Source organism: Tranquillimonas rosea (assembly GCF_900111315.1).
Taxonomy (GTDB): domain Bacteria; phylum Pseudomonadota; class Alphaproteobacteria; order Rhodobacterales; family Rhodobacteraceae; genus Tranquillimonas; species Tranquillimonas rosea.
Map to the genome: position 1 here is coordinate 230,144 of NZ_FOGU01000004.1, position 23,651 is coordinate 253,794.

Consider the following 23,651-nt stretch of genomic DNA (forward strand, 5'->3'; position numbering starts at 1 on the left):
GTCCCCTCAGTTGGCCGGCGCCTCGGGCGGGGCGCGGCGGAAGATCTCCCGGAACATCCCGGGTGTCAGGATCGACAGCGGGTTCACCTGAACCCGCGGCCCGCTGACCGGACCGGTCAGACGGAAATTGAACCCGAAGAGCCCTTCGCCCCGCCGCGTGAAGATCGAGCCGATCTGGTTCAGCAGGTAGATGGGCGAGACAACCCCCTGCATGTCCATCCGCCGATTGGCAAGATCGAACGTGCCGTCCAGCGACAGCCCGAGCGACGCGCCCACCGCGCTGGAGGAATAGAGCACGATCTGTCCGGGCGACAGCCGGAAGCGCGCCTGCACGTCCTCGAACACCAGCCCCTGCCCCTGCATCTGCTCGACCAGCCCGACCACGCTGATCGCGCCCAGCAGCTCGGCCAGCGTGGGGGCGCCGACGATCCGCGTATCGGTGATGCGCGCGCTGCCCTCGTAGGTGCCCGGCGCGCCGGTCGGGTTCAGCACGACCTCCATCTGCCCCTCGCGCCCCTGTTCGAGAAACCCCGCGGCGCTGATCACCGCGCCGGCATCGTCGGCGCGCAGCCGCAACGACACGCCGTTCGCCCCGCCCGACAGGTCGACGCTCAGCGGCGGGCCACCGTTGACCCGCCCGGTCAGCTGTCCGGCCACCGCCCGGCCGGCATCCAGCCGGCCCTGCACCTGCGTCAGCGCGATACCCTCCGTCAGCACCAGCCGGTCCAGCGCGATGTCTATGGGCCCGCGGGCGCTGCCTTGACCGCCGCCCGAACCGCCACCCCCGCCGCCAAATCCGGCCTGCCGCATGTCCAGCGTGCCGCCGTTCACCGCGATTGCCGGCGGGCGTCCCGCGCCGCGCCCGGACAGAGTGACCGGGGCGTTGAACCAGCCACCGACTGCCACCTGCGAAAAGCGTGCCGCGTCCAGCTGTCCGCCGTCCAGCGTGATGCTGCCCTGTGCCTCCAGCCCCGGCGCGTCGAGCGACAGGCGCTCGACCTCGGGCGAGGCGCCGAGCCGGGCGGCGAGGTCAAGCGTTCCGGTCCCCCCTTGCGGCAGCGACCAGTTCAGAGCCGGGACCGACAGGCCCAGACCGGCGAGGTCCGAGGTCAGCGTCATCCGTGGCGCCGTGTCCTCTGCCAGCGTCACGGTGAAGCTGCCATTGCCCCGGCCGGACACGGTGCCAGGCGGCAGGCCGATGCCGAAGGCGTCCAGCGTCTGCTGGCTCAGCGCCACCTGCCCCTTAACCGTGCTGCCGCCGCGCGTCTCTGGCGTCAGCCCCTGCTGCCAGCGGGCGGTGGCGGGCACGCCGTCAAGCTCGGCATCGCCGGCGATCGTCACCGCCTCCTGCGACAGCGTGACGTTCAGGCGGTCCGCCGTCAGGGTGCGGCCGGGCAGCAGGTCGTCGGAGCGCAGCCCGGTCAGCTGGCCGGTGGCGTCATAGGTGAGGTCACGCGGGGTGCCGCGCGGCCCCAGGTTCACGCCCAGCCGTGCCGTCAGGTCCGCCCGGCCCTCGGCCAGGTCGGGGCTGCGCGCACCATCCGCGAACAGGTTGACCGGCGGCCGGGTCAACAGCGACAGCACCGCCGTCACCGCGCCCTCGGCCTGCACCTCGACCGCGGCGCGCGACGGCTTGGGGCGGGTGTCGGCCACGACGAAGGACGATCCGCCCAGTTCCAGCTCGCCGCCCATGTCGGCGGTCATCGTGCCGGCTTCGACGTCGAGCGCGAAGCGATCGTCCACGAGGCTCGCGAAGCCCGCCGCGCCGGTCACGGGCGGCAGCTCCTCCAGCACCCGCAGGTCGGTGTCGGTGAATCCGAAGCTGGCCCCCACGCGGGGCCGCTGGTCCGGTGCCAGCCGCAGTGCGAGGTTGAGGTCCGTCAGTTCCCCGGCCGTGACGTTCTCGTCCAGCCAGCCGCGGGTGCCCGGCGCCAGCGGCTGCGGCCAGAGCGACAGCGCCCGGTCGAGGGACAGGCGCGGGGCCGAAACATCGGTGGCCAGGTTCCAGCCGTCGGGCTGCGCTTCGGCCCGGCCGGTCGCGCGGACCAGGCCGTACGGCGCCTCCAGTACCGCCTGCCCGACATCCAGCCGCATCGGATCGAGCCGCAGCCGCGCGTCGATCGTCCCACCGGTGAAGTCGAGCGGTCGGGCAAAGACGCCCGGCTGCTCCAGGTGCAGCTCGGAGAGCGAGATCTGCGAAACCAGCGCCCGTGGCCAGCCGCCGGGCCCCTTGTCCCGCAGATAGGCGTGCCCCGAGGCCGCGACGCGGGCAGAGTCCGTCACCGCGCGCAGTTCGCTGATGTCGAACCGGTCGCGGGCGGGGTCGAACTCGAAATAGACGCGGCCGCTCTCGAACAGCAACGGATCGGTGCGGTCGTTCGGCTGAACCTGACCGCTGCCGATCTCGAGCGTACCGGCAAGGCTCTGCGGGGCGCCGCTTTCGTCGAGTGTGCCCCGCAGCGCGCCCGAGATCGGCGCGTCTAGAACCCGCAGGAACGACAGCGCGGGCGTTTGCAGGGCGATGTCCTCGGCCGGCGCGCCTTCGAGGCGCACGTTCAGGCTGGCGCGGCCGTCGGCCTTGACCGACCGCATCGAGATCTGCGCCTGCGCCATCTGGTCGCTGCCGTTGAAGATCTCGGCCGCGACGGTGGCCTCGATGGCAGCCTCGTCCTGCTCCAGCCGCATCGTGCCGCCCGAGACCTGCCAGACCCGCCCCGACCGCGCGTCCTCGAGCGCCACGGTCAGATCGTCGACCTGCACCGTTTCGAGCCGGTCCAAGGGCGGCCGGGCGACCGTGCGCTCGAGCCCGCCGAGCAGGCCCGACAGGCCGGCGAACTCCACCCCGCCGCCACCGAGCGTCAGCATCAGCCCGCCGTTCTGGTCGCGCCGCAGCGTCACCACCGCCCCGGCCAGCCGCAGCCGGCGCGGCGCGAGCTCGCCCCGCAGCAGGGCGCCGGGATCCATCACAGCGCCCATCCGGTCGAGCACGGCGATCGGCGCCCCGCCGCCGTCGCGCACCGTCACGTCGCGCAGCCGCACGCCGGGGCGACGGTCGCGCGGGATGGCGAAGTCGATGCCGCCGATGTCGATCTCGGTCCGGGGCAGGCGGTCGTTGATGCGCGTCTCGATCCGCGCCACGACCCAGTCGGGCAGCGGCAGGCGGCGGTCCGTCACCGCCAGAGCCGCTACGCCGATCAGCAGCACGACGACCACCAGCACCACCGTCAGGCGCACGAGGGCACGCAGCGCGGCACGGCGGCGTCGTCTTTTCGGCTTGTCGGGCGCTGTCATTCTGAACGGATCTCTGGCCGGCGGCTGTCGCGCAACCTACTTCTCCGCGAGCCGGCCGCAAACCCGCCGCCGGCGACTCGCCGCCACCACACAGGAGCCACGCGCGATGATCGACGCCGGCCAGACCGCCCCCGACTTCACCCTGCCCCGCGATGGCGGCGGCGAGATCACCCTGTCAGAACTGAAGGGACGCAAGGTCGTGCTGTATTTCTATCCGCGCGACGACACCTCGGGCTGCACGAAGGAAGCCGTCGCCTTCACCGAGCACGCCGACGCCTTCGAGGCGGCGGACGTGACCGTTCTGGGCGTGTCGAAGGACACGGTCGCCAAGCACGACAAGTTCCGCGACAAGCACGGGCTGGGGATCGCGCTCTTGTCCGATGCCGAGGGCGATGTCTGCGAGCGCTACGGCGTCTGGGCCGAGAAGAAGATGTACGGCAAGACCTTCATGGGGATCGAGCGGACGACCTTCCTGATCGACCGCGAGGGCGTCGTGGCGAAGGTCTGGCCCAAGGTGAAGGTGCAAGACCACGCCGAAGAGGTGCTGTCGGAGGCGAAGGCGCTCTGAGCCACCGCTTGCGCCCTGCGCCCCACGCGATAGAGACGCCGCCGACAGGCAGCGGAGGCATGACATGACCGGGACGAGCGCGACGACACTGGCCCAGATGGCCACCGAGGTGCTGACCACCGCCGACGCCCGCGCCAAGACCGCGCTGTCGCGCCAGTACGCTGCCGCGTGGCGCGCTTCGCGCGAGGAAGACGCGACCGGGATCGCCGTCGGCACCGCCACGCCGCCGCTGCGCCCGGCCCGTCCCGACCGGCCCGAGCTGCTGGACCCGCGCGAGGTACCGCGGCGCCGGCCGGGCACGCCCGAGGGGCGCAAGGCCATCCTGCACGCCGTCGCCCATATCGAGCTGAACGCCGTCGACCTGCACTGGGACGTGATCGCGCGGTTCAGCGGCATGCCGCTGCCGGCGGGGTACTTCGACGACTGGGTGCAGGCCGCCGACGACGAGTCCAAGCACTTCAACCTGATGGCCGATTGCCTGGAGGCGATGGGCAGCCATTACGGCGCCCTGCCCGCCCATGCCGGAATTTGGCGCGCGGCCGAGGAGACCGCCGATGACATCATGGGCCGCCTCGCCGTGGTGCCGATGGTGCTCGAAGCGCGCGGGCTCGACGTGACGCCGGGCATGATCGAGATCTTCCGCAAGGCGGGCGATGCGGATGCCGTCGCCGCGCTCGAGACGATCTATTCCGAAGAGGTCAGCCACGTCGCCTACGGCTCGAAGTGGTTCCACTTCCTGTGCGGCCGCGAGGACCGCGACCCAAAACCGTTCTTCCACGAGCTTGTCCGCCGCTATTTCCACGGTGCGCTGAAGCCGCCGTTCAACACCGAAAAGCGCGCCGAGGCCGGTCTGCCGCCCGATTTCTACTGGCCCCTTGCCGAGGATATGCCCCCGAAACCGTGAGTCGCGGCCGAAATTATCGGCGAAAAATTGCCAAACAAAGTCCTGATCCCGCTCACGCTTCGTCACGCTGGCTAAACTTGTTGCTTGTGAGACACGCTGCCGGTACCCATCCGGTTAAGGCCCGGGAGGGGGAAACCGGGCCAGCTTGAGGACAAGGGCAACCTACGGGGCATCAGGGACGTGACATCACCGAAAGCGAGCAAGTTGGGAGCGTTCGTCGAGCGCGCCTTCCCGGAACAGCGGCTATTTCTCAAGTCGGACACCGAAACGCGGTTCGTCCGACTCTCCCCCACCACGCAACTGGTCGCCATCTCGGGCAGTGCCCTCGTCGTCGGCTGGACGATCGTGGCATCGGCCATCGTGATGATGGACACCATCGGCTCGGGCTCTCTTCGCGAACAGGCGGCACGTGAGCAGCAGACATACGAACAGCGCCTGAATGCGCTGGCGAAGGAACGCGACGCCAACGCCGAGAACGCCCGCGACGCGATCTCGCGGTTCAATGCGGCGCTCGGCCAGGTCTCGGAGATGCAGACCGCGCTTCTCGCCTCGGAAACCCGCCGGCGCGAGGCCGAGACCGGCGTCGCCGCCGCACAGGACACGTTGCGCAAGGTCATCAAGGATCGCGACGCCGCCCAGACCAAGGTCGCCTCTCTGCGGGCCGAGCTGGACGGCGAGGCGGCCGAGGACGACAAGCGCGACGTCGCCCAACTCGAGACGACGCTCGACTTCATGACGGCGGCGCTGTCCGACACCGCGGGCCAGCGCGACGCGCTCGCCGCCGAGGCCGAGGATGCCGAGGCCTTCGCCGAGAAGATGATCCTCGAGGCCCGGCTCAAGCAGGAGCGCAACGACCGCATCTTCAGCCAGCTCGAAGACGCGGTGACCGTGTCGGTCAAGCCGCTCGACAAGATGTTCGAAAGTGCCGGCCTCGATCCCGACCAGCTGATCTCGACCGTGCGCCGCGGCTATTCCGGACAGGGCGGCCCGCTGACTCCGCTGTCGCTCTCGACCAAGGGCGAAGGCCCCGACGCCGACGGCATGCGCGCCAACTCGATCCTCGAGCGTCTGGACGAGATGAACCTCTACCGGATCGCCGCGCAGAAGGCGCCGTTCTCGATCCCGCTGAAGAGTTCGTTCCGCTTCACCAGCGGCTTCGGCAAGCGCTGGGGCCGGATGCACGAGGGCACCGACTTCGCCGCGCCGCACGGCACGCCGATCTACGCCACCGCCGACGGTGTGGTCACCCATGCGGGCTGGATGTCGGGCTATGGCCGGCTGGTGAAGATCCAGCACGAATTCGGAATCGAGACACGTTACGCACACCAGTCCCAGATTCGCGTCAAGGTCGGGCAAAGGGTCTCGCGCGGCGAGCGCATCGGTGATATGGGCAATTCAGGACGTTCGACAGGCACTCATCTTCACTATGAGGTCCGCGTCAACGGAAAGCCCGTGAATCCGATGACTTACATCAAGGCTGCGAGAGATGTTTTCTAAGAGCAAGATCAACGAGCCCGGCCCGAAACAGGGCGGCGAGGCGACAGAGGACCGGTCCGCCACCGACACCACCTCCGCTGCCAAGACCTCGACCGAGTTCCAGCCTTCGTCGCAGCCGAAGGCCAAGCCGCCGGCATCGGTCCTGTCGTCCGACCTGACGGTCAAGGGCAATCTCAAGACCACGGGCGACATCCAGATCGAGGGCACGATCGAGGGCGACATCCGCGCACACCTGCTGACCGTCGGCGAGAACGCCACTGTCAAGGGTGAGGTCATGGCCGACGACGTCGTCGTGAACGGCCGCGTCGTGGGCCGTGTCCGCGGCCTCAAGGTACGCCTGACCTCCACCGCGCGTGTCGAGGGCGACATCATCCACAAGACCATCGCGATCGAGAGCGGCGCCCATTTCGAGGGCTCCGTGCAGCGGCGCGACGACCCCCTGAACAGTTCGCAACAGACCCAGCAGTCGGGCCAGAGCGCCACGACCGGCAGGGCCCAGGGCGGCCAGCAGACGCCGACCCCGAACGGCAGCGCCGCACCCACGGGCAAGGCGCAGTCGACCGAACAAAAGGGCTGACACTTCCCCGCCCCTCGCCGGGCAGGACACCTCTTTCGACGGCCCCGCAGGCAGCCCCTGCGGGGCCGTTTCGTTTTGCGGCAAGGGGGGCGTGACGAGGTCAGGGAGCGCGCCGGACGGCCCCCAAAAAAACGAAGGCCCCGGGGCATCCCCGGGGCCTTGGTATGGTGGGCGATAGAAGATTCGAACTTCTGACATCTTCGATGTGAACGAAGCGCTCTACCACTGAGCTAATCGCCCGACGGCGGTTCTATTAGCCGTCCTCGCCGCGGTCCGCAAGGGGCGAAGTGGTGCTTTTGTCGCTCTCCGGAGCGGTCTCTTTGCCGTCGGTCTCGTGTATCATCCGTGTCGGTCGGCGAAGGCGCAGATTCAGCACCCGGGCGTTCGCCTTGTCCTTGACGTTGTTGATCTTCGTCTTGCCAAGCGGCGGCAGGTTGAGGTCGCGCCCCTCGGACAGCGCCTCGCCCAGCACCGCCAGCGTGGCCTCGACCGCCGGCTTGGCGTCGCGCTTCTTCACGCCCGACGCCGCCACCACGCGGTCGATCAGGTCCTTCTTCTTCAGCTCGGGCGCGCTCACCATCGGGGTCGGCGCGGTCACGACCGTCGTCGATGCGGCGTCGCGCGTCGCAGGCCCCTCGTCCGGCGGCCCCGCGGGCGGTCGTTTCGGGCGACTCGTACTGGAAACCATGTCTGCCTCGGGATTGTCTTCGCTCGGTCGGTCCGCACGCTAGGACGTTCCCGCCCGGCTGTCACGGGCGGCCGGGGCGCGTGCCCAAAATCCCGGCAGCCCCGCGATCCGCGCGGCGCGTCCTGCCCTGCGGCGGCGGGCATCGGTTCTCATCCGCCCGCGACCGGCCTAGCGTGGCAGCGGACACCAAAGGAGACATCCGATGCCGCACCGCCTGGCCCTCGTCGCACTCGCCACCGCTTTGCCCTTCTCCGCCGCGGCACAGACGCTGGACGATACGCCCCGCCTCGCCGTCATGTCCGCGTTCCAGCCGGAATGGACCGCGCTGGAAGAGGGATTGGCCGACCCTGAAGACCACGTCATCAACGGCAAGCGCTTCGTGACCGGAGAGATCGCGGGTCAGGACGTGGTGCTCGTCTTGTCGGGCGTCAGCATGGTCAACGCGGCGATGACGACGCAGATGACACTCGACGCCTTCGACATCGAGGGGATCGTGTTCTCCGGGATCGCGGGTGGCGTCGACCCAGATCTGAACATCGGGGACGTGGTCGTCGCCGCGCAGTGGGGCCAGTACCTCGACACGATCATGGCGCGCGAGACGGAAGACGGTTTCAGCATTCCGCCGTGGATGACCTCTGACTTCGCCCCCTTCGGCATGATCCATACCCGCAACCAGACGGTCATCTCCGCCCGCAGCGACACGCCCGAAACCCGCTTCTGGTTTCCCGCGGATGACGCGATGCTGTCGGTGGCCGAGGTCGTGGCCGGCAGCCTGACGCTGGACGAGTGCAGCGCAGAGACGGAGTGCCTGTCCGACACGCCCCGGATCGTCGTGGGCGGCAACGGCGTGTCGGGCGCGGCCTTCGTGGACAACGCCGACCTGCGAACCTGGGCGTTCGACACGTTCGATGCCCGCGTGCTCGACATGGAAAGCGCCGCGGTGGCGCAGGTCGCCTATGTCAACGAGGTGCCGTTCATCGCCTTCCGCTCCCTCTCCGACCTGGCCGGGGGCGGCGACGAGGACAACGAGATGGAGACCTTCATGGACCTCGCCGCCGGCAACAGCGCAACGGTCGTCCGGGCCTTCCTGTCGACCTGGGGCGAGCGCGGGTGACGGCGCTCAACCGAGCGGCTTGAGAAACACCACGCCGGCGCCGCTCGCGATCAGGGCGAAGCCGAGCGCGTGGCTCCATGTGAGGCGCTCGCCGAGATAGAGCGCCGAAAAACCGGCGAAGACGATCAGGGTGATGACCTCCTGCATCGTCTTCAGCTCGGCCGCGGACCAGACCGCGTGGCCGATCCGGTTGGCAGGAACCGCGAGACAATATTCGACAAGCGCAATGCACCAGCTGATCGCGACCACAGCCCAGAGCGGCGCGTGCGGAAACTTCAGGTGGCCATACCAGGCGAAGGTCATGAACACGTTCGACAGCGATAGCAGCACCAGCGGCGCCAGCGCCGGCCAGACAGGTGGAAGCGTCACGCACGATCTCCGTTGGCGGTGAGGGGCGGCGCCTGCTGGCTCCGGGCATGCGGGGCGGCCGCCTGACGATTGCCCAGACCTAGCGCCGCAGCCGGATGGGTTCAATCGGTGGCGCGGGATGCCCTCGGGGCGACACAGGAGGAGACACACGAAAAGGGCGCCCCCGAAGGGGCGCCCTTTCCCTATTCGATTTGTAGGGGCCGTCAGTGCGTGGTCGCGCTGGGGCCTTCCTCGCGGCGCTGTTGCTGCGCGCGGGCCGCTTCGGCCTCTTCCTCGGCCGCCTCGTCCCACTCGATCGGCTCGGGCTGCCGCACCAGCGCGTGCTTGAGCACGTCGGACACGTGGCTGACCGGGATGATCTCGAGCCCCTCCTTCACGTTGTCGGGGATCTCGGCCAGGTCCTTGGCGTTCTCCTGCGGGATCAGGACGGTCTTGAGCCCGCCGCGCAGAGCCGCCAGCAGCTTTTCCTTGAGGCCGCCGATCTGCAGCGCGTTGCCGCGCAGCGTGACCTCGCCCGTCATGGCGACATCGCGCTTGACCGGGATGCCCGTCAGGACCGACACGATCGACGTGACCATTGCCAGGCCGGCCGACGGGCCGTCCTTGGGCGTGGCGCCCTCAGGGACGTGGACGTGGATGTCCATCGTGTCGAACTTCGGCGGCTTGACTCCGATCTGCGGCGCGATCGACCGCACGTAAGAGCTTGCCGCGTCGATCGACTCCTTCATCACGTCGCCCAGCTTGCCGGTCGTCTTCATCCGGCCCTTGCCGGGCAGCTTCAGCGCCTCGATCTGCAGCAGTTCGCCGCCGACCTGGGTGTAGGCCAGACCCGTGACCACGCCGACCTGGTCCTTTTCCTCGGCCAGACCATAGCGGAACTTCCGCACGCCGAGGAAATCGTCGAGGTTCTCGGCCGTGACCGTGACCTTGTCGGTCTCCTTCTTGATGATCTTCGTGACCGCCTTCCGTGCGACCTTGGCGATCTCACGCTCGAGGTTACGCACGCCGGCCTCGCGGGTGTAGGTCCGGATCATCTCGTTCAGCGCGTCGTCGGTCAGCTCGAACTCGCCCTTCTTGAGGCCGTGGTTCTTGACCTGCTTGTCCAGCAGGTGCTGCTTGGCGATCTCGCGCTTCTCGTCCTCGGTGTACCCGGCCAGCGGAATGATCTCCATCCGGTCCAGCAGCGGCTCCGGCATGTTGTAGGAGTTCGCCGTGGTCAGGAACATCACGTTCGACAGGTCGTATTCCACCTCGAGATAGTGGTCGACGAAGGTTCCGTTCTGCTCGGGATCCAGCACCTCGAGCATGGCCGAGGCCGGGTCGCCGCGGAAGTCCTGGCCCATCTTGTCGATTTCGTCGAGCAGGATAAGCGGGTTGGTCGTCTTGGCCTTCTTCAGCGACTGGATGATCTTGCCCGGCATCGAGCCGATATAGGTCCGACGGTGGCCGCGGATCTCGGACTCGTCGCGGACGCCACCCAGCGAGATGCGGATGAACTCGCGCCCCGTGGCGCGGGCGACCGACTTGCCCAGCGACGTCTTGCCCACGCCCGGCGGGCCGACGAGGCACAGGATCGGACCCTTCAGCTTCTTCGAGCGCTGTTGCGTCGCAAGATACTCGACGATCCGCTCCTTCACCTTCTCGAGGCCGTAGTGGTCGTCGTCGAGAACCTTCTCGGCGCGGCCCAGATCCTTCTTTGTGCGGGACTTGTTGCCCCACGGGATCGACAGCATCCAGTCTAGGTAGTTGCGCACGACCGTCGCCTCGGCGGACATCGGGCTCATGTTCTTGAGCTTCTTGACCTCGGCATCGGCCTTCTCGCGCGCCTCGTCGGACAGCTTGGTGTCGGCGATGCGCTGCTCGAGCTCGGCGACCTCGTTCTGGCCGTCCTCGCCGTCGCCCAGCTCCTTCTGAATGGCCTTCATCTGCTCATTCAGATAGTACTCGCGCTGGGTCCGCTCCATCTGCGACTTGACGCGGGTCTTGATCTTCTTCTCGACCTGCAGGACCGACATCTCGCCCTGCATCAGGCCATAGACCTTCTCCAGCCGGTCGGCGACGCTCAGCGTCTCCAGAAGCTCCTGCTTCTGCTCGACTTCGACGCCCAGGTGACCGGCGACGAGGTCGGCCAGCTTGGCGCTTTCGCGGGTCTCGGACACCGAAGAGAGTGCCTCTTCGGGGATGTTCTTCTTGACCTTGGCGTACCGCTCGAACTCTTCGGCGACCGAGCGCACCAGCGCCTCGACGGTGGATTCGTCACCGGTCTCCTCGTCGAGCGTCTCGGCGTGGGCTTCGAAGAACTCGGCGTTCTCGACGAATTCGGTGATGCGGACGCGCGCCTTGCCCTCGACCAGCACCTTCACCGTGCCGTCGGGCAGCTTGAGCAGCTGAAGCACATTGGCCAGCACGCCGGCCTTGTAGATGCCGTCTGCGCTGGGATCGTCGACGCTGGGGTCGATCTGGCTCGACAGCAGGATCTGCTTGTCGTCCGCCATAACCTCTTCCAGCGCCTTCACGGACTTTTCGCGGCCGACGAACAGCGGCACAACCATGTGCGGAAAGACCACGATGTCCCGCAACGGCAGGACTGGGTAGGAATGGCTGAGTTGCTCGGTCATGCTTTATCCTTTGTTGGCAAGAGGACGCTGGTCCCGAAATGCGGCAACCGTTTGATCCTCTCCGGTCTCGGCAATGGTATTTGGGGTGCGCGCCTTCTGCGTTCAACCACGGCCGCCCGCGGGTTGCCGGGCAGTGTGCCCTCCCCATTCATATGGGGCAAGGGCGTTCGCACGGCCACCCGCACGATGTCACGGCACCGGCGTGAACGGCACGATGATGCGCACGCCGGGGTCGCCATTCTCGACCCTGTGCGGCCCGCCCAGCTGATCGGCGGAGGCCGAGATCACCTGCATCCCCAGCCCGCCCGTCGCGCTCTTGGTGCCGTTGTCGGACAGGCCGATACCGTCATCCTCGCACACCAGGACCATGCCGTCGCCATCGGGCCGGGCGGTGATCGTCACCCGGCCGGCGCGCCCGTCCGGAAACCCGTGGCGAAAGGCGTTGGCCGCACATTCGTTCACGATGACGCCTATCGCGCTGGCTTGGCTCGATGTGACGAACATGCGGGGAACGTCGAGCGAGATGGACACGTTCTCGGGCCGGAAGCCGGACAGGAACCGCGCAACGTTGCCGGCGAACTCCGACAGGTCGATCCGGTCGCCGGCATCCGTGCGATAGAGCTGTTCATGCAGTGCGGTGATGACCTCGATACGACCGCGGACCTGCGCCAGCGCGGCGCGGGTCTCTTCCGACTCCGCCCGGCGCCCCTGGATGCGGGTCAGCGCCACGACGGATTGCAGCGAGTTCTTCACCCGGTGATCGACCTCCTGCCGCAGCACCTTCTCGCGCTCGAGCCGCAGGCGCAGCTCCATCTGCTGCATCCCCAGCTGGGCGAGCGCGCGCAGGGTCCGCAATTGCAGGTCGGTCAGCCGGCGGGGCCGCGTGTCGAGCACGCAGAGCGAGCCGAGCGGCAGGCCGTTCGGCGCGACCAGCGGCGCACCGGCATAGAACCGCACCGGGCTGCCGTCGATCGTCAGCGGATTGTCGGCGGTGCGCGCATCCTGCCGGGTATCGGGGATCTCGACGACGCCGTCCTCGAGGATGGCATGCGAGCAGAAGGCATGGTCGCGCGGCACCTCGGGCACGCTCATGCCCGTCTCGGCCTTGAACCAGCCCCGGTCGCTGTCGATCAGGTTCACGATGGCAACGGGCGTCTCGCAAATCGCGGCGGCGAGATCGACGATCTCGTCGAACTCGGGATCGCGCGCCGAGTCCAGCACGCCGTAGGCCGTCAGCGTGGCGAGGCGATCTTCTTCCTGAGGGTGCTTCTGCGGTTTCATCGGTCCCCGTCGTCGTCCTTCGGCCCCGGCGGCACGCTAGCCAAGCGGTGTGCCGGAAACAACTTTCATCATCGTGCGTCCCTGCCGTCAGAGCCGCTCTATGTCGCCCTCGGCCCGCAGCGCGTGGAACTCGTCGGTGAACGCCTCCAGCCGCCCCGCGGCGATGGCGTCGCGGAGACCCTGCATCAGATCCTGGTAATAGTGCAGGTTGTGCCATGTCAGCAGCATGCCCGAGATCATCTCGCCCGCGCGGAAGACGTGATGCAGGTAGGCGCGCGAATAGCTGCGACAGGCGGGGCAGCCGCAGGACTCGTCGAGGGGGCGCGGATCGTCCTGGTGGCGGGCGTTCTTGATGTTGACCTGCCCGCGGCGCGTCCACGCCTGCCCGGTCCGCCCCGAGCGCGAGGGCAGCACGCAGTCCATCATGTCGATGCCGCGGGCGACCGCGCCGACGATGTCGTCGGGCTTGCCCACCCCCATCAGGTAGCGCGGCTTGTCATGGGGCAGCATCTCGGGCGCATAGTCCAGCACGCCGAACATCGCCTCCTGCCCCTCGCCCACGGCGAGACCGCCCACCGCGTAGCCGTCGAACCCGATGTCGGTCAGGGCCTTCGCGCTTTCCTCGCGCAGCTCCGGCGTCACCCCGCCCTGCTGGATCCCGAACAGCGCATGGCCCGGCCGGTCACCGAAGGCCGCCCTTGACCGCTCGGCCCACCGCATCGACAGGCGCATCGAGTCGGCCACGCGGCTCTCGTCGGCGGGCAGCGAGGGGCATTCGTCGAAGCACATCACGATGTCCGAGCCCAAAAGCCGCTGGATTTCCATCGAGCGCTCGGGCGTCAGCTCGTGGCGCGAGCCGTCGATGTGGCTCTTGAAGGTGACGCCGCGCTCGTCGAGCTTGCGCAGGTCGGCCAGGCTCATCACCTGGAACCCGCCCGAGTCCGTCAGGATCGGCCGCTGCCAGTTCATGAAATCGTGCAACCCGCCAAGCCGGGCGATCCGCTCGGCCGTGGGGCGCAGCATCAGGTGATAGGTATTGCCCAGCAGGATGTCGGCGCCGGTGTCGCGCACGCTTTCGGGCAGCATCGCCTTGACGGTCGCGGCGGTGCCGACGGGCATGAATGCCGGCGTCCGCACCTCGCCCCGCGGGGTCGAGATGGTGCCGGTGCGCGCGCGGCCGTCGGTGGCCTTAAGGGAGAACGAGAAACGGTTGGTCACGGACGTCGGATAGCGCCCGCGCCGGGAATTGGCAATTCGATGCGACGCGGGCCGCGGGAAGGCACCAGCCCGCGCCGCACGAGCCTCAGGCGGCTTCCTTGTTCAGCGCGCCCTCGGCAAGCTTGGACAGCTTGTCATCCGCCGCGTATTCCTGCTCGAGCGTGCTCTGCAGAAGCTCGGCGGCGTCGGTCAGACCCAGCTGCCGCGCCCATGAGATCATCGTGCCGTAGCGGGTGATCTCGTAATGCTCGACCGCCTGCGCGGCCGCGATCATGCCGGCGTCGCGGGCATCCGGCGAGTCCGTCTCTTCCATGATCTCCTTGCCCTCGGCGAGGATGCCGTCGATCGCCTCGCAGGTGACGCCGCGCGGCTTCAGGTCGAGAAGTTCGAAGACCTGCTCCAGACGCTCGATCTGGCCCTCGGTCTCTTCGTGGTGCATCTCGAACGCCTCGCGCAGGTCGGGCGACTGCGCCTTGCGCGCCATCTTGGGCAGGGTCTTCAGGATCTGACGTTCGGCATAGTAGATATCGCGCACGAAATGCGTGAACAGTGCATTGAGATCCTTCATCTCATCCTCCAGTGGAACATGGCCGGGCACCGTGCCCGGATGCCGGCGAAACCACCCGGCACCGAACGCGTTCCCGCCCTTGTGCGCCAACGTGCAACGAAGTGACCGAAACCTTAAGCGCTTTGCACCGGGACGCGTTCTGTGCAAACCATCGCGCTCAAATCCGGACGGAGAGATGACATGGCTGACGAGTTTCGACTCGGCTGGGAGGAATGGGTCGGATTGCCGAAACTCGGCCTGCCGGCGCTGAAGGCAAAGGTCGATACCGGGGCCCGGACCTCGGCGCTGCACGCCTACGAGATCGAGCCGTTCGGCCCGGCCAACCGGCCCCGCGTGCGGTTCCTGGTGCACCCGATCCCGAACCGCGGCGACCTGGCGATCCCCTGTTCGGCCCCGATCACGGACCGGCGCGAGGTGACCTCGTCGAACGGCGACACCGAGCTGCGCTATGTCATCGAAAGCGAGTTGAAGGTCGGCGAGCGCCGCTGGCCGGTGGAGTTGACGCTCACCGACCGCGGGCAGATGGCCTATCGCATGCTGCTGGGCCGGCAGGCGTTCCCCGAGGACATGGTGATCGCGCCGGGCGAAAGCTTCTGCCAGCCGGAACTCAGCTATGACGTCTATCACTCCGCCCGCGTGCGCGAGGTTGCGCCCGAGCGCGCGTTGCGGATCGCCGTCCTCAGCCGCGAGCCCCACAGCTATTCGACCCGCCGGCTGGTGCAGGAGGGCGAGAAGCGCGGTCACACGATCGAGGTGATCGACACCACGCGCTGCTACATGACGATCAACTCGCTGGCGCCCGAGGTACACTACGACGGCCAGCGCCTGCCCCGCTACGACGCCGTGGTGCCGCGCATCGGCGCGTCGATCACGCCCTACGGCACGGCGGTGATCCGGCAGTTCGAGACGATCGGCACCCACTGCGTCAACGGCTCCGAAGGGATCGCGGCCAGTCGCGACAAGCTCTATGCCCACCAGATCCTCGCCCGTCACCGCATCGGCATGCCGACCACCGCCTTCGCCGCCTCGCCCAAGGACACCGACAACCTGATCGGTCTGGTCGGGACGGCGCCGCTGATCGTGAAGCTCCTGGAGTCCACCCAGGGCAAGGGCGTGGTCATGGCCGAGACGAAAAAGGCCGCGCAATCGGTGATCGACGCCTTCCGCGGACTGCGCGCGAACTTCCTGGTGCAGGATTTCGTCAAGGAGGCCGCGGGCGAGGACATCCGCTGTCTCGTCATGGGCGGCCGCGTCGTCGCGTCGATGAAGCGTTCAGCCCCGGCGGGCGAGTTCCGGTCGAACCTGCATCGCGGCGGCTCGGCGGTGGCGGTACGGATCACCAAGGACGAGCGCGACACCGCGATACGCGCCGCCCGCGCCTTCAAGCTGGGCCTTGCGGGCGTCGACCTCCTGCGTGGCAGCGACGGCCCCAAGGTGCTGGAGGTGAACTCGTCGCCCGGCCTCGAGGGCATCGAGAAGGCCAGCGGCAAGAACGTCGCGGGGCTGCTCTATGACGGGATCGAGAAGCGCGCGCGCCCGGCCCCCGTGCGCCGTCGCGGACGCTCGGCCGGCAGCGCGACGAAATAGTCGGGAACCCGGACCTCACGACGCCGTTACTAGGCGGTATGCGACATCTCGCCGGCCTATTGATCGCTCTGTGCCTTCTTGCCGTCCCCGCCTCGGCGCAGGACGCGCCGGGGGCGTGGTTCGAGGTGGAGTCGTTCAATTCCGGCCTTCCCGAGTTGCCCTCGCGGATCGAGAGGCGCACGCCGCAGGGCGCGGTCGAGAGCTTTCTCGACCTGACGGACGCCGAAGCCTACGAGGAAGCGGCGCATCTTCTGGACCTGACCGGCCTGCCCGAGAACGAGCAGGCCGAGAACGGCCCCGAGCTTGCCCGCCAGTTGCGCGACATCCTCGACCGCAAGGCCCTGATCTCGTGGCGGTCGCTGCTGGAGCGTCCGGACGCGCTGAACGCCAACGCCGCCTCGTCCACCGCGATGGCGGGCGAGCCGCAGCGCAGCCTGTTGCTCGGCGTGCTGGACCTGGGAAACCGCGAGGCGGCGATCCGGCTGAACCGGGTGAAGCCTTCGGACGGCGAGCCGGTCTGGGTGTTCTCGCAACGCACGGTCACGCGCATCCCCGTCCTTTACGCCCGCTACGGCCCCTCGGACCTGGAAGAGGCGCTGCCCGAGGTGCTGCGCGGGCCGGCCTTCTGGGGGCTGCACTGGTGGGAGGTAATCCTCACGCCGCTCGTGCTGGCCGTGGCGCTCGGCGCCGGATGGCTGACGCGCCGCTTCTTCGCCATGCTCGCGCGGCGGGCGCGCGGCCGCTGGTCGACGGTCGCTCTGCACGCGCTTCGGTGGCCGTCGGTGATCGCGGTGTCGATGCTGATCATCCGCCTCGTGATGCTGAACCTGTTCGTGGTGTCCAACCCCTTCGCCGTCATCATCCCGCCACTGACGGTGATCGGCTATATCATCGCGTTCCTGATCTTCGCGCTGCACGTCATCGACGCCATCCTAGAGCGGCTCGTCACCTTCGACTCCGAGGCGCTGGCAGACCCCGACAACAACCGGCTGCGATCCTTTGCCACGTCGGTCAGTGCCGCGCGCCGGATCATCATCGTGATCGGCCTTGCCGTGGGCGTGGGCGTCGTGCTGGCGGCGCTGGACATCTACCGGACCGTGGGCTTCTCGCTGCTGGCCTCGGCCGGTGCGCTGACGCTGGTGATCGGTTTCGCCGCGCGGCGGGTGCTGGGCAACATCCTCGCCTCGCTCCAGATTGCGATGAACCGGTCGGCCCGGATCGGCGACCAGATCGTCTTCGACGGCGCGTGGTGCACGGTCGAGCGCATCCACTTCACCTATGTCCAGCTGAAGAAGTGGAACAGCAACCGCATCGTGGTGCCCGTCGAACGCTTCGTGACCGAGTTCTTCGTCAACTGGTCGCTCGAGGACAACGCGATGGTGGTGCCGATCGAGATCACGCTCGCCAACACCGCCGACATCCCCCGCATGCGCGAGCGGTTCGCCGAGCTTGCCGGCCGCTTCGACGAGGTGGAACCCTCGGACAAGATCAAGACGCTCGTCATCTCTCAGGACGCGTTCGGCCAGCTCGTGCGCTTTCAGTTCCCGGCGCCGGACCCGAACTCGGCCTGGTTCCTCGGCTGTCAGCTTCGCGAAGAGATCGTCGCCTCGGCGCGGGAGTTCGAGCTGCACGCCCCCCTGCCCTACCTGCCCCAAAGCCGCATGGACGAACTGGCCTAGCGCGACGGCGGCACTGGACGCGTCCGCGCGCAATCCTTATGTATCAGGTCGGAAATGAAGGATGGATCCGCGATGACCGACACCACCGAACAGCTCGAGGGCGCGCCGCTGATCAAACCGTCGAGCACCGAGCATCCGCTCTACGACAACGTGGTCGAGGCCTGCCGCTCGGTCTACGACCCCGAGATCCCAGTGAACATCTACGATCTCGGGCTGGTCTACACGATCGATATCGACAGCGAGAACGCGGTGCAGGTCATCATGACGCTGACGGCACCCGGCTGCCCCGTCGCCGGCGAGATGCCGGGCTGGGTCGCCGACGCGATCGAGCCGCTGCCGGGCGTGAAGACCGTCGACGTCGAGATCACGTGGGATCCGCCGTGGGGCATGGACATGATGACCGACGAGGCGCGGCTCGAGCTCGGCTTCATGTAAACGGCGCTGTCGTGCGACCTTCATCCGCAAGACGCATGGCCGTCATGATGACCCGCTAGACACCTGCACGCGGAGACGGCGCGCATCGCGCGGTCCGCGCGATTTGGATAGCGGTTGATATTCACGATACCTTGTGACCCAGTTTCGGGGACGGCGCCGCGCCGTCCCCTTTTTGGTTTCGACCACACTTCGGAGCGCGGGATGACCGAACTCGAAAAGATGCTGTCGGGTGCGCTCTATCGTCCCGGCGACCCCGAGCTGGCCGCGATGCGGGCCCGCGCGCAAGATCTCATGCGCCGCTACAACAGCACGATCGTCGGCGAGGCAGAGGCCCGCGATCCGATCCTGGCAGAGCTCTTCGGCGCCCTGGGCCCCGGCAGCGCCGTCCGGGCGCCGGTCTATGTCGATTACGGCTGCCATATCGAAATCGGCGCCGACTGCTTCTTCAACTTCGGCTGCGTGATGCTGGATGTCTGCCCGATCCGCATCGGGGACAACGTTCAGGTCGGCCCGAACGTCCAGCTTCTCGCCGCCGACCACCCCCGCGATGCCGAAAGCCGCGACGCGGGGCTGGAGAACGGGCGGCCGGTGACCATCGGCCGCAATGTCTGGATCGGCGCCGCCGCGCTGATCCTGCCGGGCGTGACCGTGGGCGACGACGCGATCGTCGGCGCAGGGGCGGTCGTCACCCACGACGTGCCCGCCGGCGCGCGCGTCGCCGGCAACCCCGCCCGCGTGCTGCCCGCACGCTGAGGCGCTTGCCTTGCGGCGGCCGCACCTGCGACACTCGCGGCGAGGCAAAGAAGGACGGCAGGCGATGGAACGGGCGGTTCTCACCGGGGATTTCGTGCGCTCGCGGCAGGCGGGCCCGGACGTGCTCGCGCGCGGGTTCGAAACACTGTCCGCCGCCGCCGAGACCCTGTCGGCGTGGCATGGCGCCCCGCTGCGACCGACGCGGTTCCGGGGCGACGGCTGGCAGGTCTACCTCGCACGGCCGGACCTGTCCCTGCGCAGCGCGCTCTTCGTGCTGGCCAGCCTCCGGGCGGCCGAGCTGGACATCGACCTGCGGCTGGCCGTCGGCATCGGCGCGGTCGAGAGGTTGGGCGACGAGACCCTGTCGGACGCCGACGGCCCCGCCTTCCACGCCGCGGGCGCAGCGCTGGACGCGATGGGCCGCGGGCGACGCTTGGCGCTGGCGGCACCCGGTCATGGCCCGCTGCTGGAGGCCGTCACCGTCCTGCTCGACGCCATTGCCCAAGGATGGACCGCCGCGCAGGGCGAGGCGCTGACCCGGTCGCTGAGGCCCGTGGCACCGACACAGGCCGCCATCGCCGACGATCTCGGCATCCGCCAGCAGAGCGTGGCCGACAGGCTGGACGCCGCGGCGTTCTGGGCGGTGGCCGAGGCGCTGGAGCAGGTCGAGGGCGCTTGGCAGCCCTGCAACCATCAGGTCCCTAGACCTGTTAATTAGATTACAGGCTCTGCGCCCTGTAATTGGACCACCACGCCTGTAATCGCCAGAACAGGCCCCACGCCCTGAGACCGAGCCCGCATGTACCAGACCGCCGCCGCCCTGCTCTTCGCTCATGTCCTGGCCGATTTCATGCTGCAGAGCGACGGCATGATCCGCGAAAAGAGGCGCCCTCTCGTCCAGCTCGCCCACGCGGCCATCGTGCTGGCGGCAAGCCTGGCCGCGCTGGGACAGGTCGTCGCACTGCCCGTCGTGCTGCTGGCGGTGGCTCATCTGGGGATCGACCGGGTGAAGCTGGCCGTCGAAGACACGATCCGCCCCTTTCTCATCGATCAGGGGGCGCACCTGATCACCATCGGCGCGATCGCCGTGGCGGCGCCGACACTCTGGAAGGACGGCCTGTGGCCCGACCTGCTGCCGGCGAAGGTCGCGGACCTCGTGCCGCTTGCAATGCTGTACGTCGCCGGCTTCATCGTCGCCGTGCGGACGGGGGGCTTTGCCGTGGACAAGCTGCTTGCACCCTACACCCCCTACTGGAAGCGGGCGGCGATCCTGTCGGGCGGGTTGCAGAACGGCGGGCTGCTGATCGGCCAGCTGGAACGCGGGCTGACCTATCTGCTGGTGCTGGCCGGCTATCCCACCGGCGTCGCCTTCCTGATCGCGGCGAAATCGATCCTGCGCTTCAATGCCTCGAAGGACGATCGCCGGATCGCGGAATACGTCATCATCGGCACGCTCGCCTCGGTCGGGTGGGCGCTGGCCGCCGCCTTTGCCACCGGCGCGCTGATCACGCTGGCGGGCGGCCCCCCTTGAGCCGAAGCCGCCGAAGCCTTAGTTTCAAAGGACAAAGTGAAAGGACGGTTCATGTTCGGTATTCCCGGCAAGCAGGCGGTGACAATGACACCCGCCGCCGTGCACCAGATCACCAAGCTGATGGAACGCGACGGCCACCAGGGCCTGAGGATTGGCGTCAAGAAGGGCGGTTGCGCGGGCATGGAATACACCATGGACTACGTGACCGAGGTGGACGCGAACGACGAGGTCGTCGAACAGGACGGCGCGCGCGTGATGATCGCGCCGATGGCGCAGATGTTCCTGTTCGGCACCGAGATCGACTACGAGACGTCGCTGCTGGAATCGTCGTTCAGGTTCCGCAATCCGAACGTCGCCGACGCCTGCGGCTGCGGCGAGTCGATCAAGTTCAAGGACGTGGAAGAGCTCGCCGCCGAGCGCGACAGCTGATCCCCGACGCCACCGGCGGTTTTCCCTGCGGGCTCCGGTCGCTATGTGTGGTCCGAAGCCACATGACTGGGAGACACCGCCGATGGCCCCTCGCCGCAAACTCGCCGCCGGAAACTGGAAGATGAACGGCGCGCTGGCCGATTTCGCGCAGATCGACGCGCTTCTGGCCGCGCATCCCGATCCCGGCTGCGACGTCCTGATCTGCCCGCCCGCCACGCTGATCTCGCCGATGGCGCAACGCACGGCGGGAACGCCGGTGCAGGTCGGCGCACAGGACTGCCACCAGGAAGAGAAAGGCGCCCACACCGGCGACATCGCCGCGCCGATGCTGGCCGAGGCCGGTGCGCGACACGTCATCGTCGGCCACTCCGAGCGCCGTGCCGATCACGGCGAGACCGACGATATCGTCCGTGCCAAGGCCCAGGCGGCGCTTGCCGCGGGGATGCGAGTGATCGTCTGTGTGGGAGAGACGCTGGAACAGCGCGAGGGCGGCTCGACGATCGACGTGGTCGGCGGTCAGCTTCAGGGCTCGGTCCCCGATGGTATCGACGGCGAGCAACTGGTCGTCGCCTATGAGCCGGTCTGGGCGATCGGTACCGGCAAGGTTCCCACCAACGAGGAGATCGAGGAAGTGCACGGCTTTCTCCGCCAGGCGCTGCAGAAGCGCTTCGGAGACGACACGGGCGCCGGCATCCGCCTGCTCTACGGCGGGTCGGTCAAGCCGTCGAACGCGGCCGAGATCTTTGCCGTGCCCGACGTCGACGGCGCGCTGGTAGGCGGCGCATCGCTCAAGGCCGACGATTTCGGCGGCATCATCGCCGCGCTTCAGGCGGCCTGAGGGACCGGCTCTGCGGTCACGTCGTGGCCGTAGAGCCAGTCGAACTTCGACAACAGCAATCCCGGCGCGGCCCGGCTTAGCATCCGCAGCCCGGTATGGCCGACGGCCACCTTCAGCGGGTTGGCGTGGTGATAGTTCCGCGCGTTCGCCTCGGCCGCAGCGATGGCCCGCGAGACGCGCGGCACCCGCCGCTGCTGGTAGGCGGCCAGCGCCTCGTCCTCGGGCAGCGCATCCAGACAGGCCGCCAGCATCCAGGCATCCTCGAGCGCCAGGTTCGCGCCCTGGGCGAGAAACGGCAGCGTCGGATGCGCCGCGTCCCCCACCAGAGCCACCTGGCCGCCGTGCCAGTGCGGGGCCACCGGATGACGGAACAGGCCCCAGATGTTCACCGTCTCCACCCGGTCCAGCAGCTTGCGCACGCGCGGCGAGAAGCCTGCGAAGGCGGCCCGTAGGTTGTCGGGGTCGTCGACGTGCTTCCAGCCTTCTTCGGACCAGGTCTCCTGCTCGCGGATGCCGACGATGTTCATCTGGACGCCGCCCCGTATCGGGTAGCGCACGAGATGGCGCCCCGGCCCCATCTCGACGGTCGAGACCGCCGAGGCCTCGCCGCCCGCGCCGATCACCGCGCGCCAGGCGACCTGCCCGGTGAAGCGCGGCGCATCGGCCCCGTTCAACAGCGCCCGCGTCCGCGACCGCAGCCCGTCCGCCCCGACGAGGAACGGCACGGTCATCTTGCCGTCCTGCTGGGTCAGCCGCACACCGGGACCGGCGGCCTCGACCGACCTGATGCGCTGGTCCAGGCAGATGTCCACGCCCGCCTGCCGCGCGCCCTGTTCGAGCACGCCGATCAGGTCGGCGCGGTGCATCATAAGGTAGGGACGCGGCTGGGGATGCTTGGCGAACTCCATCCGCGCGACGGAGCGCCCCGAGGGCCCGTGACGAAGGACGACCGCCCGGCTCTCGACCCCGGCGCGGCGGGCCGCGGCGCCCAGACCCAGCCCGTCCAGAACCGCCACCCCGTTGGGCGATATCTGGATCCCCGCGCCCACCTCGGTCAGCGCGGGCGCCTGTTCCAACAGCGTCACGCGGGCGCCGCGCTGCGCCAGCGCCTGCGCCACCGCCAGCCCCCCGATACCGGCCCCGAGGACGGCTATTTCACGACCCTGCAGCATGCCCTCTCCAAACAAAACGGGGCACCGGGATGCCGCGCACCCCGATGCCCCGATATCCTGCGCCGGCGCACGCGATCAGTCGTCGCGATGCACCTTCTCGCGGCGCTCGTGCTTTTCCTGCGCCTCGAGGCTCAGCGTGGCGATGGGCCGCGCGTCGAGCCGCTTCAGCGAGATCGGCTCTCCGGTCGCTTCGCAATAGCCGTACTCGCCCTCTTCGATCCGGCGCAGCGCCTGCTCGATCTTGGCGACGAGCTTGCGCTGACGGTCACGGGTGCGCAGTTCAAGCGCGCGGTCGGTCTCTTCGCTCGCGCGGTCGGCCACGTCGGGAATGTTGCGGGTGCCATCCTGCAACCCCTCGATCGTGGTCTTGCTTTCGTCGAGAAGGTCGTTTCGCCAGGCGATCAATTTGCGGCGAAAGTACTCGACCTGCCGTTCGTTCATGAACGGCTCGTCCTCGGCGGGACGGTAATCATCGGGCAGAAAAATCTCGGCTTTCATCTTCTTCCCCTCTCCCCGTCCTCCGAGTGTGTCGGA

The 23,651-nt window shown here is 68.4% G+C and carries 22 protein-coding genes and 1 tRNA gene; 13 read left to right on the forward strand and 10 right to left on the reverse strand.

All coding sequences use genetic code 11. From position 1 onward, the window contains the following. Positions 1 to 6: 6 nt before the first annotated feature. Positions 7 to 3,291: a YhdP family protein gene (locus BMZ25_RS08385; protein WP_143071505.1), complete on the reverse strand. Its 3,285-nt coding sequence runs from the start codon at positions 3,289 to 3,291 to the stop codon at positions 7 to 9. 106 nt (positions 3,292 to 3,397) lie between these two features. Between BMZ25_RS08385 and bcp the strand changes: the two genes are divergently transcribed. The 4 genes from bcp to BMZ25_RS08405 all read left to right on the forward strand — a co-directional run bounded on the left by bcp (position 3,398) and on the right by BMZ25_RS08405 (position 6,837). Then, complete coding sequence (gene bcp / locus BMZ25_RS08390) at positions 3,398 to 3,859, forward strand: thioredoxin-dependent thiol peroxidase (protein ID WP_092691862.1); 462 nt, start codon at positions 3,398 to 3,400, stop codon at positions 3,857 to 3,859. A 64-nt stretch (positions 3,860 to 3,923) separates the two neighbouring features. Next, on the forward strand, positions 3,924 to 4,763 hold the full coding sequence (locus BMZ25_RS08395) for a ferritin-like domain-containing protein (RefSeq protein ID WP_092691867.1): 840 nt from the start codon (positions 3,924 to 3,926) through the stop codon (positions 4,761 to 4,763). A gap of 204 nt (positions 4,764 to 4,967) precedes the next feature. Beyond that, positions 4,968 to 6,260: a M23 family metallopeptidase gene (locus BMZ25_RS08400; protein ID WP_235859824.1), complete on the forward strand. Its 1,293-nt coding sequence runs from the start codon at positions 4,968 to 4,970 to the stop codon at positions 6,258 to 6,260. Then, positions 6,250 to 6,837 (forward strand): bactofilin family protein, encoded by a 588-nt coding sequence (locus BMZ25_RS08405; RefSeq protein WP_092691873.1) that lies wholly within the window; start codon positions 6,250 to 6,252, stop codon positions 6,835 to 6,837. The genes BMZ25_RS08400 and BMZ25_RS08405 overlap by 11 nt, the downstream gene beginning before the upstream one ends. Before the next feature lie 165 nt (positions 6,838 to 7,002). Here BMZ25_RS08405 and BMZ25_RS08410 read toward each other — a convergent pair. Both BMZ25_RS08410 and BMZ25_RS08415 read right to left on the reverse strand, forming a co-directional pair. Beyond that, positions 7,003 to 7,077: transfer RNA gene (locus BMZ25_RS08410), tRNA-Val, on the reverse strand. Positions 7,078 to 7,090: 13 nt separating this feature from the next. After that, complete coding sequence (locus tag BMZ25_RS08415) at positions 7,091 to 7,435, reverse strand: HU family DNA-binding protein (protein ID WP_235859825.1); 345 nt, start codon at positions 7,433 to 7,435, stop codon at positions 7,091 to 7,093. Between the two features lie 292 nt (positions 7,436 to 7,727). Between BMZ25_RS08415 and BMZ25_RS08420 the strand changes: the two genes are divergently transcribed. After that, a complete protein-coding gene (locus BMZ25_RS08420) occupies positions 7,728 to 8,639 on the forward strand; it encodes a 5'-methylthioadenosine/S-adenosylhomocysteine nucleosidase (RefSeq protein WP_092691881.1) in 912 nt (303 codons plus the stop codon). Between the two features lie 6 nt (positions 8,640 to 8,645). Here BMZ25_RS08420 and BMZ25_RS08425 read toward each other — a convergent pair whose 3' ends face one another. From BMZ25_RS08425 to BMZ25_RS08445, 5 genes are all read right to left on the reverse strand, one after another. Beyond that, complete coding sequence (locus BMZ25_RS08425) at positions 8,646 to 9,008, reverse strand: DMT family protein (RefSeq protein ID WP_218142524.1); 363 nt, start codon at positions 9,006 to 9,008, stop codon at positions 8,646 to 8,648. A gap of 203 nt (positions 9,009 to 9,211) precedes the next feature. Next, positions 9,212 to 11,626 carry an endopeptidase La gene (gene lon / locus BMZ25_RS08430; RefSeq protein WP_092691888.1) on the reverse strand — a complete coding sequence of 805 codons (2,415 nt, stop codon included), beginning with the start codon at positions 11,624 to 11,626 and terminating at the stop codon, positions 9,212 to 9,214. Between the two features lie 189 nt (positions 11,627 to 11,815). Beyond that, on the reverse strand, positions 11,816 to 12,907 hold the full coding sequence (locus BMZ25_RS08435) for a histidine kinase dimerization/phosphoacceptor domain -containing protein (protein WP_092691894.1): 1,092 nt from the start codon (positions 12,905 to 12,907) through the stop codon (positions 11,816 to 11,818). Between the two features lie 87 nt (positions 12,908 to 12,994). Further along, on the reverse strand, positions 12,995 to 14,125 hold the full coding sequence (tgt, locus tag BMZ25_RS08440; RefSeq protein ID WP_092691897.1) for a tRNA guanosine(34) transglycosylase Tgt: 1,131 nt from the start codon (positions 14,123 to 14,125) through the stop codon (positions 12,995 to 12,997). Between the two features lie 85 nt (positions 14,126 to 14,210). Further along, entirely contained in the window at positions 14,211 to 14,693 is a 483-nt protein-coding gene (locus BMZ25_RS08445; protein WP_092691900.1) for a YciE/YciF ferroxidase family protein, read from the reverse strand. A 180-nt stretch (positions 14,694 to 14,873) separates the two neighbouring features. Here BMZ25_RS08445 and rimK point away from each other — a divergent pair, with 180 nt between their 5' ends. The 8 genes from rimK (at position 14,874) to tpiA (ending at position 21,945) form a co-directional block, all read left to right on the forward strand. Further along, a complete protein-coding gene (gene rimK, locus BMZ25_RS08450) occupies positions 14,874 to 16,280 on the forward strand; it encodes a 30S ribosomal protein S6--L-glutamate ligase (RefSeq protein WP_092691904.1) in 1,407 nt (468 codons plus the stop codon). Between the two features lie 38 nt (positions 16,281 to 16,318). Further along, positions 16,319 to 17,959: a mechanosensitive ion channel family protein gene (locus BMZ25_RS08455; RefSeq protein ID WP_092691908.1), complete on the forward strand. Its 1,641-nt coding sequence runs from the start codon at positions 16,319 to 16,321 to the stop codon at positions 17,957 to 17,959. 72 nt (positions 17,960 to 18,031) lie between these two features. Further along, positions 18,032 to 18,394, forward strand: coding sequence for an SUF system Fe-S cluster assembly protein (locus BMZ25_RS08460; protein WP_092691912.1), 363 nt, complete (start codon positions 18,032 to 18,034; stop codon positions 18,392 to 18,394). Between the two features lie 201 nt (positions 18,395 to 18,595). Beyond that, complete coding sequence (locus tag BMZ25_RS08465; RefSeq protein WP_092691915.1) at positions 18,596 to 19,147, forward strand: sugar O-acetyltransferase; 552 nt, start codon at positions 18,596 to 18,598, stop codon at positions 19,145 to 19,147. A 64-nt stretch (positions 19,148 to 19,211) separates the two neighbouring features. Continuing rightward, a complete protein-coding gene (locus BMZ25_RS08470) occupies positions 19,212 to 19,865 on the forward strand; it encodes a hypothetical protein (RefSeq protein WP_092691918.1) in 654 nt (217 codons plus the stop codon). Positions 19,866 to 19,946: 81 nt separating this feature from the next. Further along, positions 19,947 to 20,678 carry a DUF3307 domain-containing protein gene (locus tag BMZ25_RS08475; RefSeq protein WP_092691921.1) on the forward strand — a complete coding sequence of 244 codons (732 nt, stop codon included), beginning with the start codon at positions 19,947 to 19,949 and terminating at the stop codon, positions 20,676 to 20,678. A 51-nt stretch (positions 20,679 to 20,729) separates the two neighbouring features. Continuing rightward, the gene (locus BMZ25_RS08480) at positions 20,730 to 21,107 is read left to right on the forward strand and encodes a HesB/IscA family protein (RefSeq protein WP_092691924.1); all 378 of its coding nucleotides are present in this window, start codon (positions 20,730 to 20,732) and stop codon (positions 21,105 to 21,107) included. Between the two features lie 82 nt (positions 21,108 to 21,189). Then, on the forward strand, positions 21,190 to 21,945 hold the full coding sequence (gene tpiA, locus BMZ25_RS08485) for a triose-phosphate isomerase (RefSeq protein WP_092691927.1): 756 nt from the start codon (positions 21,190 to 21,192) through the stop codon (positions 21,943 to 21,945). Here tpiA and BMZ25_RS08490 read toward each other — a convergent pair. Both BMZ25_RS08490 and dksA read right to left on the reverse strand, forming a co-directional pair. Next, positions 21,933 to 23,117: an FAD-dependent monooxygenase gene (locus tag BMZ25_RS08490; RefSeq protein ID WP_092691930.1), complete on the reverse strand. Its 1,185-nt coding sequence runs from the start codon at positions 23,115 to 23,117 to the stop codon at positions 21,933 to 21,935. The genes tpiA and BMZ25_RS08490 overlap by 13 nt on opposite strands. Positions 23,118 to 23,192: 75 nt before the next feature. After that, a complete protein-coding gene (gene dksA / locus BMZ25_RS08495; protein ID WP_408033428.1) occupies positions 23,193 to 23,615 on the reverse strand; it encodes an RNA polymerase-binding protein DksA in 423 nt (140 codons plus the stop codon). Positions 23,616 to 23,651 lie beyond the last annotated feature (36 nt).